General features: G+C 66.9%; 11 protein-coding genes. 8 read left to right on the forward strand and 3 right to left on the reverse strand.

Annotated features, from left to right (window positions below):
- Nucleotides 1-37 precede the first annotated feature (37 nt).
- Together ilvD and ACFQ9R_RS18730 are read right to left on the reverse strand one after the other, a co-directional pair.
- Nucleotides 38-1,879 (reverse strand): dihydroxy-acid dehydratase, encoded by a 1,842-nt coding sequence (ilvD, locus tag ACFQ9R_RS18725; protein ID WP_378992058.1) that lies wholly within the window; start codon nucleotides 1,877-1,879, stop codon nucleotides 38-40.
- Nucleotides 1,880-2,169: 290 nt separating this feature from the next.
- Nucleotides 2,170-2,949, reverse strand: a complete 780-nt coding sequence (locus tag ACFQ9R_RS18730) for a PH domain-containing protein (RefSeq protein ID WP_378992059.1) — start codon at nucleotides 2,947-2,949, stop codon at nucleotides 2,170-2,172.
- Nucleotides 2,950-3,263: 314 nt separating this feature from the next.
- Here ACFQ9R_RS18730 and ACFQ9R_RS18735 point away from each other — a divergent pair, with 314 nt between their 5' ends.
- From ACFQ9R_RS18735 to ACFQ9R_RS18760, 6 genes are all read left to right on the forward strand, one after another.
- The gene (locus ACFQ9R_RS18735; RefSeq protein ID WP_378992061.1) at nucleotides 3,264-5,192 is read left to right on the forward strand and encodes an acetolactate synthase large subunit; all 1,929 of its coding nucleotides are present in this window, start codon (nucleotides 3,264-3,266) and stop codon (nucleotides 5,190-5,192) included.
- Nucleotides 5,189-5,692 carry an acetolactate synthase small subunit gene (gene ilvN, locus ACFQ9R_RS18740; protein WP_019048314.1) on the forward strand — a complete coding sequence of 168 codons (504 nt, stop codon included), beginning with the start codon at nucleotides 5,189-5,191 and terminating at the stop codon, nucleotides 5,690-5,692. The genes ACFQ9R_RS18735 and ilvN overlap by 4 nt, the downstream gene beginning before the upstream one ends.
- 77 nt (nucleotides 5,693-5,769) lie before the next feature.
- Complete coding sequence (gene ilvC / locus ACFQ9R_RS18745; protein ID WP_174551969.1) at nucleotides 5,770-6,771, forward strand: ketol-acid reductoisomerase; 1,002 nt, start codon at nucleotides 5,770-5,772, stop codon at nucleotides 6,769-6,771.
- A gap of 258 nt (nucleotides 6,772-7,029) precedes the next feature.
- On the forward strand, nucleotides 7,030-9,906 hold the full coding sequence (locus ACFQ9R_RS18750) for a toll/interleukin-1 receptor domain-containing protein (protein WP_378992062.1): 2,877 nt from the start codon (nucleotides 7,030-7,032) through the stop codon (nucleotides 9,904-9,906).
- A 71-nt stretch (nucleotides 9,907-9,977) separates the two neighbouring features.
- A complete protein-coding gene (locus ACFQ9R_RS18755; RefSeq protein ID WP_378992064.1) occupies nucleotides 9,978-11,360 on the forward strand; it encodes a TRAFs-binding domain-containing protein in 1,383 nt (460 codons plus the stop codon).
- Nucleotides 11,361-11,408: 48 nt separating this feature from the next.
- Nucleotides 11,409-12,125: a hypothetical protein gene (locus ACFQ9R_RS18760; RefSeq protein WP_378992066.1), complete on the forward strand. Its 717-nt coding sequence runs from the start codon at nucleotides 11,409-11,411 to the stop codon at nucleotides 12,123-12,125.
- On the opposite strand, the gene ACFQ9R_RS18765 is transcribed toward ACFQ9R_RS18760, so the two are convergent.
- Entirely contained in the window at nucleotides 12,126-12,578 is a 453-nt protein-coding gene (locus ACFQ9R_RS18765; protein WP_378992067.1) for a DUF4231 domain-containing protein, read from the reverse strand.
- A gap of 274 nt (nucleotides 12,579-12,852) precedes the next feature.
- On the opposite strand from ACFQ9R_RS18765, the gene ACFQ9R_RS18770 reads away from it, so the two are divergent.
- Both ACFQ9R_RS18770 and ACFQ9R_RS18775 read left to right on the forward strand, forming a co-directional pair.
- Entirely contained in the window at nucleotides 12,853-15,588 is a 2,736-nt protein-coding gene (locus ACFQ9R_RS18770; protein WP_378992068.1) for a WD40 repeat domain-containing protein, read from the forward strand.
- On the forward strand, nucleotides 15,581-18,133 hold the full coding sequence (locus tag ACFQ9R_RS18775) for a TIR domain-containing protein (protein WP_378992069.1): 2,553 nt from the start codon (nucleotides 15,581-15,583) through the stop codon (nucleotides 18,131-18,133). The genes ACFQ9R_RS18770 and ACFQ9R_RS18775 overlap by 8 nt, the downstream gene beginning before the upstream one ends.
- The last annotated feature ends 13 nt before the right edge of the window (nucleotides 18,134-18,146 follow it).

An 18,146-nucleotide genomic window follows, 5' to 3' on the forward strand; every position in this document is an offset into this window, starting at 1 on the left:
AACGACCGGCGGCGAGCCTGAATACGCGGGGAGGCGGCTACGGCACCTGACGAACGGCACCCTTGTCCGCCGACGTGGCGAGCGCCGCGTAGGCGCGCAGGGCGGTGGTGACCGTGCGGTCGCGGTTGACGGGCTGCCACGGGCGCTCCGAGGCTTCCATCTTCGCGCGGCGCTCGGCCATGACCTCGTCGGAGACAAGCACTTCCAGCGCGCGGGTGTGCACATCGATGCGGATGCGGTCGCCGTTCTCGATCAGGCCGATGGCACCGCCCGAGGCGGCCTCGGGAGAGATGTGACCGATCGACAGCCCCGAGGTGCCGCCGGAGAAGCGGCCGTCAGTGATCAGCGCGCACACCTTGCCGAGACCGAGACCCTTGAGGAACGAGGTCGGGTGCAGCATCTCCTGCATGCCCGGACCGCCGGCGGGGCCTTCGTAGCGGATGACGACCACGTCACCGGGCTGGATCTTCTTGCCGAGGATCATCGACACCGCGTCCTCCTGCGACTCGACCACCACGGCCGGGCCTTCGAAGGTGAACAGGTCTTCGTCGATGCCCGCGGTCTTGAGGATCGCGCCGTCGGGAGCGATATTGCCGCGCAGCACGCACAGCCCGCCTTCGACGGTGTAGGCGTTCTCGACGTCGCGGATGCAGCCACCGGCGGCATCGGTGTCGAGCGAGGACCAGCGGTTGCTGGTGGAGAACGGTTCCACTGTGCGCACGCCACCGGGGGCGGCGTGGAAGAGCTCGATGGCCTCTTCGGATGCCTTGCCCGAGCGCACATCCCAGGTGTCGAGGTATTCCTCGAAGGAGGCGGTGTGCACGGTGGTGACGTCGGTGTCCAGCAGCCCACCGCGACGCAGCTCGCCGAGGATGGCCGGGATGCCACCGGCACGGTGCACGTCTTCCATGTGGTAATCCGAGTTCGGCGACACCTTCGACAGGCACGGCACCTTGCGGCTGATGTCGTCGATGGTCTGCAGGTCGAAGTCGATCTCGCCCTCCTGCGCGGCGGCGAGGGTGTGCAGCACGGTGTTGGTCGAGCCGCCCATGGCGACGTCGAGGGCCATCGCATTGCGGAAAGCCTTGGCGTTGGCCACGTTTCGGGGCAGCACCGAGGCGTCGTCGTCCTGGTACCAGCGCTTGGCGATATCGACGATCACCGTGCCCGCCCGCTCGAACAGCGCACGGCGCGCGGAGTGGGTGGCGAGGGTGGAACCGTTGCCCGGCAGCGCGAGGCCGAGCGCCTCGGTCAGGCAGTTCATCGAGTTCGCGGTGAACATGCCCGAACACGAACCGCAGGTCGGGCACGCGGACCGCTCGACCTCGTCCAGTCCTTCGTCGGACACGGCCTGGTTCGCACTCGCGGAGATCGCGCTGACGAGGTCGAGCGGCGCCTGCGCGACACCGTCGACGATCACCGCCTTACCGGCCTCCATCGGCCCGCCGGAGACGAACACGGCGGGGATGTTGAGACGCATCGCGGCGTTGAGCATGCCGGGAGTGATCTTGTCGCAGTTGGAGATACACACCAGCGCGTCGGCGGTGTGGGCGTTGGCCATGTACTCCACGGAGTCGGCGATGATCTCGCGCGAGGGCAGCGAGTAGAGCATGCCGCCGTGACCCATGGCGATGCCGTCGTCGACGGCGATGGTGTGGAACTCGCGCGCGATGCCACCGGCGGCGGCCACCGCCTCGGCGACGATCTCGCCCATGTTCTTGAGGTGCACGTGACCGGGCACGAACTGGGTGTAGGAGTTCGCGATCGCGATGATCGGCTTACCGAAATCGGAATCGGTCATGCCGGTCGCGCGCCAGAGTGAGCGCGCGCCCGCAGCATTGCGGCCGATGGTGGTGGTGCGTGAGCGAAGCGGTGGCATGGAAGTCCTCGTGATGTCGCTGGGTGCGTGGCGAGCGTGCGCACAGGGGGCTGACCTGCGTGGCACGTGCGCGATCGCGGTGCGTCCGGCAGCCCTTCACGTTACTCCGGCGAGCGATGGTCGCATCGCGCCGGTGGTGGCGTGCGGGGGAGCGGGAACCGGGGCTCGAGGCGGGAGTGTCGCTCCGTGAGGTGTCGCCGCGGTGGTGCCGTCGGCGCGGGGTGCCCGGTCGCCGTCAGCTTACCGGTACAAGGATCGCGCCGACGTGCTCATTCCCACAGTGCCCACGGTCACTGCTCGGTCTTCGGCTCCGCGTCCGGTTCGGCCTTCGCCTCCGACGCTGCAGCTTCGGGCTCGGCCTTCGCGTCGGCTTCCGCCTTCGCCGCGGCCCGCTCGGCGGCGAGACGCTCGGCTTCGGCCGCTTCGGCGGCGGCGAACACATCGGGCAGGCGCCCGCCGGACGCTTCGATCAGCTCACGCAACCGGTCGTAACCGACGGCAGGCAGCTTCACCTCGGATTCGTCGTCGAGCCGGGCGCGCACAGAGCCGCGCTTGGGAATGCTGATCCCCTTGATCCGCGCCCAGTCGAGGTGCTTCGTGCTGGTCATCGAGCTCAGATCCAGCCCGGACTCGGACACGGTCGTGTGCGTGCGCACCACCCACCACACCGCGATCACCGGGGCCAGCAGCAGCGGCCACAGGACGGCCGGCCACCCGACGAACGGGAAGAACACGCAGAACGCCAGCACCAGTACGCCGATATAGGCCAGGCGGGGAACGCCGATCACGTGCACACCCGGCGTCGGCGTGTTCGTCCGGCGCGGCATCAGCAGCCAGACGACCACCGCGACGGGCACGATCACCCCGATCCGCACCCCCAGCGACCAGTCCTGCACCGTGCCGACGACGATGAAGACCAGGTAGGCCAGCACCACCGCGCCGATCGCCGCGAGCCGCCCCGGACTGGCCGAGCGCAGGCCGCCGGGTCGCGACGGGCGACCCGTATCGGTTCCCTCGTCGGTGGTGTGGGACGATTTAGCCGGTGGCACGGACTGATGCGGTGATGACACCCTCCTATCCTCGCATCTTGGTACACGGACCCACGCAACCACTCGAGTCCCACAGAATGGGACCGGAGCGGAAAGCCTGTTTGACTCGACGCACTACGCGCGCCTAACGTCGTATGCGTGATTCGAAACGAGCTCGTAATCGGCCGGCGCGTCCAGCGCTGAGCCTGACACCTAGTCAATACGTCAGCTCGCGTTTGCGACGCGCCACCCTCGAACAGCCATGCGCTGGGCGGGGGCTTTTTTGTGTTCGGGCGAATGCCAGCGGCCCTGTCGGGTCAGTCCGAGTCAGAACGAGACAGTGAGGAACGAAGACGGTGAGTGCACCAACCGCACGACCCGGGCCATCGGCCCGCAGGTCAGCGCCTTCAGCTACCCCTGGTAGCCCGGCGACCAACCCCGCCCGCCGCCAGGTCGCGCCCGAGCGCGTGACCGGCGCCCAGTCGGTGGTTCGGTCCCTCGAAGAGCTCGACGTCGACACGGTATTCGGCATTCCCGGCGGCGCGGTCCTTCCTGTCTACGACCCGCTGTTCGACTCGAAGAAGGTCCGCCACGTCCTGGTCCGGCACGAGCAGGGCGCCGGTCACGCGGCGACCGGTTACGCGCAGGCCTCGGGCAAGGTCGGTGTGTGTATGGCCACATCCGGCCCCGGCGCGACCAACCTGGTGACCCCGCTGGCCGACGCCCAGATGGACTCGGTCCCGATCGTGGCGATCACCGGTCAGGTGCCGTCGAGCCTGGTCGGCACCGACGCGTTCCAGGAAGCCGACATCTCGGGCATCACGATGCCGATCACCAAGCACAACTTCCTGGTCTCCGACGCCGCCGAGATCCCGCGCACCCTGGCCGAGGCGTTCTACCTCGCCGCCTCGGGTCGCCCCGGCGCGGTTCTGGTCGACATCACCAAGGACGCGCTGCAGGCCCAGACCACGTTCTCGTGGCCGCCGGAGATGCGTCTGCCCGGCTACCGCCCGGTCACCAAGCCGCACGGCAAGCAGGTGCGCGAGGCCGCCAGGATGATCCTGGAGTCCAAGCAGCCGGTGCTCTACGTCGGTGGTGGCGTCATCAAGTCCGACGCCTCGCCGGAACTGCTCGAGCTGGCCGAACTCACCGGCATCCCGGTGGTCACCACGCTGATGGCGCGGGGCGCGTTCCCCGACAGCCACACCCTGAACATGGGCATGCCCGGCATGCACGGCACCGTCGGTGCCGTCGCCGCGCTGCAGAAGTCGGACCTGCTGATCACCCTCGGCGCCCGTTTCGACGACCGCGTCACCGGTCAGCTGGATTCCTTCGCGCCCGACGCGAAGGTCATCCACGCCGACATCGACCCGGCCGAGATCGGCAAGAACCGCCACGCCGACGTCCCGATCGTGGGCGACGCGCGTGAGGTGATCGTCGAGCTGATCGAAACCCTCAAGGCCGATCCGCAGGCCGGCGACGCACCGCTGCTGAACCTCACCGAATGGTGGGCCTACCTCAGTGGCATCCGCGAGAACTACCCGCTGGGCTGGAAGACGCCCAGCGACGGCTCGGTCTCGCCGGAGTACGTCATCGAGACCCTCGGTCGGCTCGCGGGCCCCGAGGCCATCTACTGCGCCGGCGTCGGCCAGCACCAGATGTGGGCCGCGCAGTTCATCAAGTACGAGAACCCGCGCACCTGGCTCAACTCGGGCGGTCTCGGCACCATGGGCTACTCGGTGCCCGCTGCCATGGGCGCCAAGATGGGCGCGCCGGACAAGGAAGTCTGGGCGGTCGACGGTGACGGCTGCTTCCAGATGACCAACCAGGAACTGGCCACCTGTGCCATCGAAGGGGTGCCGATCAAGGTCGCCCTGATCAACAACGGCAACCTGGGCATGGTCCGCCAGTGGCAGACCCTGTTCTACGAACAGCGCTACTCCAACACCGATCTCGGCACGCATTCCCTGCGCATCCCCGATTTTGTGAAGCTGGCCGAGGCGCTGGGTTGCGTCGGCATCCGGGTGGAGAAGGAGTCCGAGGTCGAGGACGCGATCCGCCAGGCCCAGGCCATTACCGACCGCCCGGTCGTGATCGACTTCATCGTCGGCAAGGACGCCCAGGTGTGGCCGATGGTCGCCTCGGGCACCAGCAACGACGAGATCATGTTCGCCCGCGGCATCCGTCCGCTCTTCGACGAGGACGAGTCGGTCTCCGAGCCGGCCGTCATCCACGAGGCGATGGAACGCGAGCAGGCCACCTCCGAGAAGGGCGACGACGAATGAGCACCACCCACACCCTGAGCGTCCTCGTCGAGGACAAGCCGGGCGTGCTGGCGCGAGTCGCGAGCCTGTTCTCGCGCCGTGGCTTCAATATCGAATCCCTGGCCGTCGGTGGCACCGAGATCCCCGAGATCTCGCGGATGACGATCGTCGTGACCGTCGACGATCTGCCCCTCGAGCAGGTCACCAAGCAGCTCAACAAGCTGATCAACGTCATCAAGATCGTGGAGCAGGACGCCGACGCCTCGGTGGCCCGCGAGCTGATCCTGGTGAAGGTGCGCGCCGACGCGTCGGTGCGCACGCAGGTGATCGAGGCCGTGCAGTTGTTCCGCGCCAAGGTGATCGACGTGTCGCCCGACGCGCTGACCATCGAGGCGACCGGCACCCGTTCCAAGCTCGACGCGCTGCTGCGCATGGTCGAGCCGTACGGGATCCGCGAGATCGTGCAGTCCGGTGTCGTGGCCGTCGGCCGCGGCCCCAAATCGATCACCGCGACCCGCTGAACCTCCTTCAGCAACCTCCGCGATAACTTTTCCTAACCGCATTCATTCAGAAGGGACCAACCAAAGTGGCAGTCGAGATGTTCTACGACGACGACGCTGACCTGTCGATCATCCAGGGCCGCAAGGTCGCCGTGATCGGTTACGGCAGCCAGGGCCACGCGCACTCGCTGAGCCTGCGCGACTCCGGCGTCGACGTCCGCGTCGGCCTGGCCGAGGGTTCGAAGTCTCGCCCGAAGGCCGAAGAGGCCGGTCTGACCGTCGGTACCCCCGCCGAGGTCTCCGCCTGGGCCGACGTGATCATGGTGCTCGCGCCCGACACCGCGCAGGCGTCGATCTTCACCAACGACATCGAGCCCAACCTGAAGGACGGCGACGCGCTGTTCTTCGGCCACGGCCTCAACATCCACTTCGGTCTCGTCAAGGCTCCGGCCGGCGTCACCGTCGCGATGGTCGCCCCGAAGGGCCCCGGCCACCTGGTGCGTCGTCAGTTCGTCGACGGCAAGGGCGTTCCGGCTCTGATCGCTGTCGATCAGGACCCGACCGGCGAGGGCCAGGCCCTGGCGCTGTCCTACGCCAAGGGCATCGGCGGCACCCGCGCCGGCGTCATCAAGACCACCTTCAAGGAAGAGACCGAGACCGACCTCTTCGGTGAGCAGGCCGTGCTCTGCGGTGGCACCGAGGAACTGGTCAAGATCGGTTTCGAGGTCATGGTCGAGGCGGGCTACGCCCCCGAGATGGCCTACTTCGAGGTCCTGCACGAGCTCAAGCTGATCGTCGACCTGATGTACGAGGGCGGCATCGCCCGCATGAACTACTCGGTTTCCGACACCGCCGAGTTCGGTGGCTACCTGTCGGGCCCGCGCGTCATCGACGCCGGTACCAAGGAGCGCATGAAGGCGATCCTGACCGACATCCAGGACGGCACCTTCGTCAAGCGCCTCGTCGCCAACGTCGAAGGCGGCAACAAGGAGCTCGAGGGTCTGCGCAAGGAGAACGCCGAGCACCCGATCGAGGTCACCGGCGCCAAGCTGCGCGGCCTGATGAGCTGGGTCGACCGCCCGATCACCGAAACCGCGTAAGTACTTCGCACATCCGAAAGGCCCATTCGCCATGTGCGAGCGGGCCTTTCGGTATTTCGGTGTACAACGCTGCGCGCCGAGTCTTGCGAATTGCTTGCTGCAACAGGCTGGATATCGAGGTGTCGCGATGCGGGCCGCTCGTTGTTTTCCGGGAAAGGCTGGACAGCGTGCGCGCGGTGTCCCATCCTGGGCCAGGTGACCAATGTGTATGCAGCCATACAGGTTTGGGGTGGACGGTGGCTGCCGTGGAAGCGGTCGATGAATCGACCGCGACAACCCGACGTCTTCATCTCCTACAGCCACCGAGCCGATCATGATCTCGCGCCCGCAGTGCGCACCGGCCTCGCTCACCTCGCGCGCCCGTGGACCCGCACGCCCGCGCTGAGGGTGTTTCTCGACGAGAACGACCTCACCGCGACACCGACCCTGTGGCCCGACATCGAGAAGGTACTCGCCGATTCCCGGTACTTTCTGTTGCTGGCCTCGCCCGAGGCCGCCGCGTCGGGGTGGGTACGCGATGAAGTCGATTACTGGCGTCGGCACAAGGATCCCAGCCGGTTCCTCTTCGCGCTGACCGACGGTACCGCGCCACAATGGGACGCCGGCACCACGGACTACGACTGGGGCGCGACCGATGCGCTGCCGGATGTCTTGCGCGGCTACTTCACGCACGAGCCGAAATGGGTCGACCTGCGCGACGGGCGATTCGATCGGCCAGATCTGCGTGATCTGCGGTTTCAGGATGCGATAGCGACCCTCGCCGCGCGAGTGCACGGGCGCAGCAAGTCCGACCTGGTCGGCGAAGATATCCAGCAGCAGCGAACCTTCGAGCGGCGCCGCAACGCCGCTGTCGCCGGGTTGGTGGGGTTGCTCGTCGTGGCGATCCTGACCGGCATAGGGCTGTTCTTCCAGGTGCGCGAAACACGGGAACAGCGAGACGCCGCCGAACTGCAGGCACGGATCGCGACCTCCCGGGCGCTCGCGGCCCAGGCCGCGAACCTGATCGGCGACGAAGACGATCTGGCGTATCTCCTGGCGTTGGAAGGGCTCCGGCTCGGCGCGACCAGGGAATCGGTCGACGTCTTGAATCGGGCACTCGCCAACGACCGACTGGCGCGGACGCTACGTGGCCACCGCGGCCCGGTGCCGTCGGTCGCGTTCAACGCGAACGCCACGCTGGTGGCCAGTGGCGGTTGGGATTCGACGGCGAGGGTGTGGGACGCGCGGTCCAGTCGACAGCTGCGGCAATTGGAAGGCCACACCGGAGGGGTGTCGGCCGTCGCCTTCAGTCCGAAGGACGCGGTGCTGGTCACCGCGGGCAACACGTCGGACGCGACTGTTCGGGTGTGGAGCACCGAAACCTGGGAGCAGGTAGTTCCGCCGTTGCCACAGGCGGGCGGCGCGGGTCTGCTCGCTTTCAGTCCGGATGCGTCGCTGCTGGCGAGCGCGGGCAGTGGCGACTCGGTGCGGTTGTGGGATACGCGGACCTGGACCGAGCTCAGCGATCCGATGATCCACCCCGGAGGGGTCACCGCATTGGCTTTCGGCGCGGACGGCACCCTGGCCACGGGCGGGGCGGACAGGACCGTGCGGTTGTGGAACCCGAGTACTCGCCAGCTGTTGGGTGCTCCGCTGCCGGGCGCCGACCAGGGTGCGACCGGGGTGACCTCGATGTCGTTCAGCCCGGATATGCGGCTGCTCGCCATCGCCGATGCCAATCTGCGAGGCACCGTCACCTTGCTGGATCTCGCTACCCGAACCGCGATCGGTGACCCGTTGCAGGGGCATTCTAGTGTTGTGCCACGGGTGGCGTTCAGCGCTGACGGTCGGTGGTTGGCGACGGCGAGCTGGGACGGTGACGTGCGCCTGTGGGATCCGAATACCAGACAGCAGATCGGCGAACCGCTGACCGGCCACGACAATCCGCTGTTCGCCGTGACGTTCAGCGCAGTCGGCAGGCAACTGGCGGTCGGTACCGGCGATGGGTCCGTGCGACTGCTGGATCCGGACAATGTGAAGGAGACCGGCGGGGTACTCCGTGGTCACCGTGACAGCGTCACCGGTGTCGAGTTCAATGGTGACGAGGTGGTGACCGCCGGGCTGGACGGGACCGTGCGGCGCTGGGACCCGAAAACCGGCAAGCCGGCGGGCAAGGACCTCATCGGTGCGGGCGACCCGTTGCCTCCTGGTCAGATCTTCCGTACCGACGATTCCCGCGTCGGATACAACGGGCCGGTGACGGCGATGGCCATGCGCCCCGGCCCCACGCTGGTCGGCGCGCTTGGACTGATCGAGGAGGACGTGTGGATCTGGGATGTCGAGAACGGGAAGAAGCTCGTCACCGAACTCGATGAGAGGGATGTCGAGGCGATCGCTTTCCATCCGAGCCGAGATGTCCTCGCCGCGGGGTCGGACGGCACGGTCCGGCTGTGGGACGCCAGGACGGGCCGACAGCTCGTCGGGTCGCCGATCGTAGACGCGGGCACGGTGTCGGCGCTGGCGTTTCATCCGCGTACCGGGTTGCTCGCCGTTGGCGCCTTCGACGGTTCCGCGCGGGTCTTCGACATCGACACGGGCAAGCCGATCGGTCCACCGCTGGTAGGTGGCACGGGAAAGATCGAGGCGCTTGCCTTCGATCCCACCGGGGAACGACTGGCGGTTGCCGGTGTGGCGGTGCAGCTGTGGGACCTGCCCTCCGGACAGCCGCTCGGGCCGCCGATGCGTGGCGATATCGAGGGGATGAACTCGGTCGACTTTCACCCGAGTGGAAAGTTGTTGGCCACCGGCGGTGACGACAAGACAGTTCGACTATGGAACGCGCAGACTCGACAGCAAGTAGGCGAACCGCTGCGCGGGCACTCCGGCCCGATCACGTCGACGGCATTCCATGGGGGCGGCGAAATGCTGGTTTCCGCGAGTGACGACGACACCGCCAGGGTTTGGGGTCCGGCGCTGTGGATTCGTGAAGCCTGTCGACGGGCTGGTCGCAATCTCACCGAGACGGAGTGGGATCGGTATCTCGGGGACAGGGCGTACACGCGAACCTGCCAGGAATTCGACGCGGGCGAAGGAGCGGAGCCGAACGCCGGGATCGGCGCGGCCTATCCGACGCTGTACGACATCTTTGTCGGATGAGCCGGACGAGACCACGAATCTCGCTGGTTCGATGAACACTATTGCGGTGCAAGCTGATCGGACGGTCAAGCATGAACGACAGCGTTTTCTCGGCGAAGCCGTTGTGCTTCGTGATCATGCCCTTCGGTACCAAAGGCGAGGCGGCCTCGGCGATCGAATTCGACCGGGTGTACGAGTCGATCGTCAAGCCCGCGGTGCAGGACGCGGGCATGGCCTGCCTGCGGGCCGACGAAGAGCAGTTCGGTGGGTTCATTCACCGAGCGATGTTCGAGCGGTTGATGGTGTGTGACTACGTGGTCGCGGACCTGACGCAAGCCAACGCGAACGTGTACTACGAGCTCGGAATCCGCCATGCCCTTCGACCCTGGAGTACCGTCCTGATCTCGGCCGCGGGATTCCGATTGCCGTTCGATCTCGCTCCTGAGCGAGTCCACCGGTACGAGCTGGACGCGGTCGGGTGCCCGAGCCGCCCGGAGGTCGACCGCGCGGAGCTGACGAAACAGCTGCGGCTCGCACGCGCCGAACAACGTACCGACAGCCCGTTGTTCGAGCTGTTCACCGGGCTGACGACGCCCAAGCTCTCGAAGTCCGATCTCGAGGCCTTCAACGACCGCTTCGAAGTCTCCGAAGCGGTCCGTCGGCAACTCGACGAGGCACGTGAGGCGGCGCGCGGCGATGACCGTCGTGGACGCGAAGAGGCCGTCGAGCAGATATCGCGGGTCCGTCTGGCGCTGTCGGACCTCCACGGGTACGACGAGAGCCTGTTGATCGATCTGTTGCTGGCCTATCGGGACTTTCGAATGTGGCGGGAGATGATCGACTTGGTCGATGACCTTCCGCCCTCGCTCGCCCGCAGTGTGACCGTGCGCGAGCAGCGGGCCTTCGCGCGAAATCGATTGCAGCCGGGAAGCATCGTCGCCGAAAACGAACTGCGTGAGCTGTGTCAGGAGTACGGCAGCAGTAGTGAGACCCTCGGCCTTCTCGGCAGAATCTATAAGGATCGATGGTCCGCCGCGCAGGGCACACCGCAGGCGCGCGGGTATCTTCGGCTCGCGATCGACACCTACGCTGCCGGATTCGAGCTCGACTGGCGCGACTACTACCCTGGCATCAACGCGGTTCATCTGCTGTGGATCGATGACCGACGCAGCAAGCGTCTCGCGCAGCTGCTTCCGGTGGTGGAGTACGCGGCACGCGCCCGCATCGTCCGAGGTGGGGCAACGTATTGGGACTACGCCACCATGATCGAGCTCGCGATCTACGACGGCCGAATGCCTGATGCGCTGGATTGGCTGGACCAGGCGCTCGGCACAACGCCGAGTGATATGGAAAAGGAATCGACCTACACCACGATCAGGCGATTGCGTAGTTACTGTGACGGCGACGACGAATACTGGGACGCGCTGATCGAGGGGTTGGCCACTGGTTCGCGTGGGCTCGCGGATCAGCCCTGAGCGAACGAAGTATGTTGCGTCACAAGTGAAGTCGACAGAAAGAGCGCCGTGCCCCCGCCAACTATCACCATCCTGGATTCGCTGGATACGATCGACGAATCCCTGCGACGGACCACGCTGACGCCCGGTCGCCCGGTTCTCGTGCTGGTCGGCGGCGCCGCCGGGCTGCCCGTCGACCCGGACAGTCCGCTGGCCCGTCTCCTCGTCGAGCACGTTGTGCCGCTGGTCGAACAGCTGGGCGCGGTGGTCGTCGACGGCGGCACCGACGCGGGTGTGATGCGCATGGTCGGTGATGCGCGGCGCTCGGCGGACGCGACTTTCCGGCTGGTCGGTGTGGTGGCCGAAGGCACAGTGCGGTTACCCGGAGCGCCCCCACCTCGAAGTCCGGATTGGGCGCACGTCGAGCCGGGGCACACCGACATCGTGCTGGTGCCGGGCTCGGAGTGGGGTGACGAGTCGCCGTGGTTGGCGGCGGTGGCGACGGCGATCGCGGGCCGTGCGGGCTCGGTGACGATGCTCGTCAACGGCGGTGCCATCGCCTATGTGGATGCGCTCAACAGTTTGGCGGTGGGTAGGGCGGCTGTCGTTTTGGCGGGATCGGGTCGAACGGCCGACGAGATCGCCGATGCCAGGACGATCGGGACGAACGACCGCGCCCTGGCGATCGCGGACTCCCCGCTCACCACGGTCGTCTCGATCGCGGACCCGGTCGCCGTCGCGGCCGCTCTCCGTGCCCGGATCGCCGAATCCGCCGAACTCGAATAGCTACTTCTGTGTCTCGTCGGCGTCTTCGTGCAGCGCGACCCATGACGACGTCTCCGCGGCGATGATCGCCTCGGTGCGATCGGCGAGTGCCCGCTTGCGCCCGCCGTCACGGTAGGGCCCGGACTTGGCCAGATACAGGAACTTCTCGCGTTTGAGCGCCTCCGCCGTCGCGCGATAGCGAATCCAGTTCGACTGCCACTGAAACAGCTGCAGGGCTCCCTCGGCCGCCACGAGGGTAGCCGCGATGGTCGCGGTGATGACAGCGGGGGCGGCCAGTGCCGCGACCGGTAGCAGTGCGCCGATCACGATCTGCGCCAGCTTGATCCGTTTGTATACGCGCTGAGCAGCCGCGGCCTTGGTGCTGTACCACGTCAACTGTCCGGTCAGCCGTTCCCAGGCGACGTCATCGTCGCCGTGGTCAGGGCGGACCGGTGTGTCGATCTGGGTGCTCATGGTTTCTCCGATGGGACCGCGAGAGGGATCGCTGCCGTCCGGGAAAGCGACCGTTTGGTCCAGTCCTGTTGCGGCAGAGTCGATCAGCTGTGCGGTCGAGAATAGACGACCCATTGGTGGTGTGCGGCCGGAACAATCTCGATGTTACCGGCCGGAACCTCCGCCCTCGCGGTGCCATAACTCGTACTATGCCGATGAAATCTGTTGCACAGGAACCTTTTCCAATCGACTCGACCTGCCGGGCAACAATCCGTAACGCAGTGAGGTACTCGACGTGATCAGAATCGACGTGCTCCACCGGCCCGAAGACGCGGACCGAATCCAGCCGCTACTGGCCGCCTTTGACGCGGAAGGGGTGAGAACAGGTGCCCCCCAGGCCGAGCCACCGTCGGATGCGACGCTGGTCGTGGTGTTCAGCGAGGCAATGGCGGACGAGGTCGAGCGGACCGGCATGGATCTCTTGACCGAGGTGACCAGTCGCTACCGCACGGTGGTGCCGATGGCCTACGTCCCCGACGTGCCCGACCCGTTCGACAAACTCAATCCGTGCTATCTGCCCCGGGTCACGGTCAGTGATGCCGCCAAGCGGGTCACCGCGATCGCCCGCTACGGCGGCGCCGATATCGTCGAGTGGGCCAGACTCGTCGACCAGGCCTCGAAGTGGCGAACGGCCGAGTCGACGGCGTTGTTGAACGAGTCGGCGCTGTCGGCGACCCACGGGCTCCTTCGGTCCGTCCCCGCCCGATCGTCACCCCATGTCGAGACGGTGCGCGCGTTCGTCGCCGCGAGCTCGTCGGCGGTGGCCCGGCGTCGCCGTCGAACGGGCGCTGTGCTCGCGGTGACCATTGTCGCGTTGGCCGCGCTGGTCACCTTCGCGACCGTGCAGACCGTGGGAGCGCGTCGAGCACAATCGGCCGCCGACCGAGCCGCCGACGCCGCCACGGCCGACCGTCTCAGTAGGGTCGCCGTCGAGCTGATCGGGTCGGATCCCGACTTGCCGAGCATTCTGGTCACACGAGCCGAGCAGCATGCTGCGACCGACGCCGTCCGTGGTGCCGCCGCCGCCGTCGCGGCGCAGACCTGGCCGCATACCGCTGTCCGGCTCGACTACCTGCCGCGTGAGGTGAGCGCCGCGCAGACCTCGACGCGCATCGCGATCACCGCGTACGACCAGACAGTCATCCGGGTTTACGACGCTCCGGGTGGCAATGAGATCGGGGTTTTCGACTATCACGAAGGTAGCGGGGAACCGGGTGGTGGCTTCGGCGAACTCAGCCCGGACGGCGAGCTGCTGGTGACCACCGAGCGTCTGCCCGGTCCGATCAAGGTCTTCGACGTCGCAGCGCGCGAACAGTTGACACAATCCACCAGTTGGCGAACCGATTACGATCGGCTGCTCGGTTGGTGGGACAACGACGAGGTACTGCTCGCCAGGAACTCGTCACTGCTGCGTATCGACGCTCGAACCGGGGCGAGCGTCGACGCTTTCGCGGCTCCACCGGGCACGGTCATCAAGGCCGCCGACCGCAGCCGCAACGGCCGTCATCTCGCCGTCGCCACCGAGGAGTCGGTGTTCCTGGTCGACGCGCAGACCGGTGCGGTCACCGGAACTGTCGACGCGCGCGGAATCTCGAAACTACAGGTGAACGATAACGGCACCCGCGCGCTCGGGATCGCCGATGATGGGAATCTGTGGGATCTCGAGCTCGACGACGGCTCCGGCAATGCCGGAGCCACCGATTTCGACGCGTTCGCGTCGTCGATCCTGGATGTCGACGGTCAGTACCAGCTGGTCGGCGATCCGGGCGGTTCGCTCAGTCTGGTCGCCGCCGAGTACACCACCAAGGCGATCCAGCGAGTGCGCGCACACACCGCGGGCAGGGTTCAGCTGGCCGCGTTGTCGACAGGACAGGTGGCGACTGTCGCGGTGGACCAATATCTGCGGATCTGGGACACCCCGGCGAGCGCGCGACTCGGCGTCCCGACCGGAATGGGCATCGTGAGCAGTTCCGCGCGGATGACCAGCCACCTGGTCGAGACCTCGCCGCTCGGCTCGGCCCGCAATCAGATCCGTCACGCGGCTGCCGGGTTGTATCCGACGACGATCCTGCCGGGGTACGCGCGCTTGATCGACCGCGAGACGATGGCCGATGTCGGCACGAAACCCTACTTCGGCGGACTCGATACCGATGTCTTTCTCTCCGACAACGGCCGATACATCGCGACCGTCGGTACGAAGCGGACGCGCGTGTGTGCCTTTGCCGAGCAACCACGATCGCTCAGCGAAGAGTGCAAACAGGCCAAGGGCGGTCCGGTCCCCATGGCCATCGGTGCGGGCAAGCGGGGAATCGGCGATCTCAGCGACGACGGGTCGATAGTCGGCGTGGCAGACAGCCTCACTGTGGGATCTGTCGAGATATCGAGCGCGACGAACCGAACTCATCGCTTCGATGTCGAACGCGCGCCGGTCGCGGTCTTCGCCGCCGCCGGGGAGGCGAGCGTGGTCACCGCCGATGGATATCTCCGAACTCTGACCGGCGCGGAGTACGAGCTGGCGGGCCCGGTGGATCTGGGCGCCGCGGCGATGACCATCGCCGCGGCGGAGGTGATCGACCTCGGTCACATGTACTTCGTGACAGTTGGCGGTGACATCGTGGCACTGCGCTCGGGCCGGACCCGGATCGTCGGCAATATCGGTGCGGAGGCCGCGCCGTTCGCGCTGCGTGTGTCGCCGTCGGGCGAGCGCATCGCGGTGATGACCGAACGCGGGATCGTCGTGGTCGACACGCAGCGCGGAACCGAACTCCTGCGTGAGCCGAGCCTTGGATCGGTGATGGTGACCGATGCGGCCTTCACCGACGATGCGCGGGGCCTCATGCTGGTCACCGGGATCGGGACCGTGCGCAAGCTCGAGCTCGGCGGCTCGGTAACCGGCCACCGAGCACCACGCGAGGCGACCGCGGCGGAAGTTTCCGTATTCGACCTCGGGGGAGAGCCACACCATGGCTGACATCGCGATCTCGTACTCGCATCTCGACACCGAACTCGCGTACGAGGTGCGTAACGAACTTCTCGCCGCGGGGCACACGGTCTGGATCGATGAGACCGGCGACTTCGGGGCAGACGCCGACGGCATCGCGGTGCCCTTCGGTGCCGATCATTGGCAGGTCATCGAGGCGGAGTTCGCGGCGGCCGATCTCGTCGTGGTGATCGACACTGCGCGGTGGTGGGCCTCGCCCAACTGTGCCAGGGAATACGACACGCTCACGAGCTGGGGAAAGTGGGTCGAATTCCACCAGCCCGGTACCACCGACGTCGTCGCGTTGGCCGCACCGCTGGCGTCGAGACGCCACATCACCGGTGCGCACGCGCGGCTCATCCAGCGGATGGAGTCGACCGGCCCGCACTCACCCGGGCTGGTCGAGCGCTGGTTCCGTCGAGCAGACGCCGATGACGCCAGGACGATACTCGGTCCCGACGCCGCCACCGCCGGGATCACGGTCGGCGAGCGACTGGGGGTCGTGGCTGAGCGCGCCATCGACAACGCGAACCGGGTCCGCCGGCGAGTCCTTCGATCGGCGACGGTGCTCACGGCGGTATTGGCCGTCTGTGCTGTTGTCGGGTTGATCGCGCTGAACGTCGCGGTGCGACAGCGTGATTCGGCTACTCGTTCGGCGAATACGTCGATGTCGTTGAACACCGCGTCGCAGGCAGGTGATCAGGACGACACGAGTCAGGCGTTGGCTCTGGCGCATCGAGCGGCCGGTTTCGCGCCGACGTCGGCCGCGACGTCGGCACTGAATGTGGCCAACGCGAACAACAGACGGCTGCAGTCCTTTTCGATAGCGCATCGTGAGTATGTCGGCGCCCAGTGGGCGGCGGACGCACCGATCATCGTGGCCTACACCCGTACCGGGATCTACCAGCTCGACGCGCGCAGCGGACGCGAGATCGCGTCGATCGGGCTCGGTGAACGCTCGATCACATCGATCGCGGTCTCCCGGACGGGCGAGCGGGTCGTGCTCGGCGACGGCGTCTTCCTGCTCGTCGCGGACTTCGTTGGTGGCCGAGTCGAGGAAGTGACCGGCAACGTCAACTTTGTCGCAACCGCTGACGGCGAGCACGTCTGGGTCGCGTCGAGCGCGGAGTGGCCGCAGTTGCGTCGGACCGCGTTCCGTGACGCCGCGAATCCGATCGGTGGTACGACCTATCGGCTGCCGACTGCCCCGAAGGCGCTCGCAATCGATGAGAGCCGCCGCGTCGTCGACTATCTCGACGGTCGGGGAACCTTGCACTCGGCCCGCTTCACCGAGACCGAATTCGTCGACGTCGGCACGCACGAGCTCGTGCCGCCCGCGGAGGTCGACGTGGACGAACGCGGTGCGAGGATCTCGCGTTGCGGGGAGAACGTCTACGGCGTCACGCCGAAACGTGGACTGTTCGACATAAGCTTTTCCCGGATCGGTGGGCGAGTAACCACCGAGGACGTGTCGTTCTTCAGTTACCCGCCCATTTGCAACCCGGACGGGACCGCGTGGGGTACCTACGTCTCAGGGCCGAGCGGTCGGGCTTTCGGTGGTGGTCCGACGCCCTACCTTCCCTGGGGCGTCAACCGGTATGTCCCGGTGGTCGACACGGTCGGCGCCCGAACAGCGGTGGTTACCCCGGACGGGTGGCTCTATGTGATGCCGGGCGAGCGTATCGAGGTGCGCGAAATCGACGATGCCACCGCGCTGATCGCCTTGCCGACCACGGAATTCGCGATCCGGCGCGACGGTTCGGTCGTCGACACCGCCACCGGGGTGGTCACCGGCCACGCGGGAAGCGAGGCACTCAGCCCCCTCGCTCTGACAATCGGCAGTGTCGCCATGATCGGCACCGACGACGGCATCGTGCGCATCGATGAGCGAGGTAGTGCCTCGCTGGTGGTCGCGGTCGACCGTCGCGAGGTCGCCTCGATTCGTGCTGGTTCGGACTCGAAGACGTTCGTGGCGGCCGGCGGTCGAACGGTGCGACTGCTCGGTGTCGACGGCAGCGTTCGCGCGATCGAGATGAGCTGGCTCGACAGCCGATATCGATTGGCCGACGCCGACATCTCCCCTGACGGCCGCTCCCTTGTGGTATCGACGACCGGCGGGCAAGTCGCGGTCGTCGACCTGAACGCGCCCGCTTCCGCGAGATTCTGGGCGCAACAGATGCCGGTCGGCTCGATCCTGCCGGTCGCCTTCGTCGCGCGCACCGGCGCGGTCTTCGTGGTCGGCGCCGATGGGATCGTCCGGTTGCTCGGTCCCGAGCTCGACGTTCGTGCAACGGCCTTTGTCGGCGATCAAGTGCGGCAGGCCGAGCTGTTCGGTGATCACGCGGTCGTCACCTCCTCGCGCAACGGCATCACCGTCTTCGATACCGGCTCCCTGGTCGTCACCGATGCGATCCCGGCGAAGGTCACCTCGGTGACGGCGTTCACCGTTCGGGGGAACCAGTTGGTCGGACTTTCTGTAGGTACCGAAGGCGAGGAGGCAACGCAGAGCCGCCGGATCCGGATTCCATTGCCATGAGGTAGCCGCGTCG

This window comes from Nocardia sp. NPDC056541 (assembly GCF_042794235.1).
Lineage (GTDB): Bacteria > Actinomycetota > Actinomycetes > Mycobacteriales > Mycobacteriaceae > Nocardia.

What these genes read in the sequence shown, in the direction of transcription:
- ACFQ9R_RS18775 (WP_378992069.1), top strand. Translation starts at nt 15,581, where the DNA reads ATGGCTGACATCGCGATCTCGTACTCGCATCTCGACACCGAACTCGCG.
- ACFQ9R_RS18750 (WP_378992062.1), top strand. Translation starts at nt 7,030, where the DNA reads ATGAATCGACCGCGACAACCCGACGTCTTCATCTCCTACAGCCACCGA.
- ilvD (WP_378992058.1), bottom strand. Translation starts at nt 1,879, where the DNA reads ATGCCACCGCTTCGCTCACGCACCACCACCATCGGCCGCAATGCTGCG.
- ACFQ9R_RS18755 (WP_378992064.1), top strand. Translation starts at nt 9,978, where the DNA reads ATGAACGACAGCGTTTTCTCGGCGAAGCCGTTGTGCTTCGTGATCATG.
- ilvC (WP_174551969.1), top strand. Translation starts at nt 5,770, where the DNA reads ATGTTCTACGACGACGACGCTGACCTGTCGATCATCCAGGGCCGCAAG.
- ilvN (WP_019048314.1), top strand. Translation starts at nt 5,189, where the DNA reads ATGAGCACCACCCACACCCTGAGCGTCCTCGTCGAGGACAAGCCGGGC.
- ACFQ9R_RS18765 (WP_378992067.1), bottom strand. Translation starts at nt 12,578, where the DNA reads ATGAGCACCCAGATCGACACACCGGTCCGCCCTGACCACGGCGACGAT.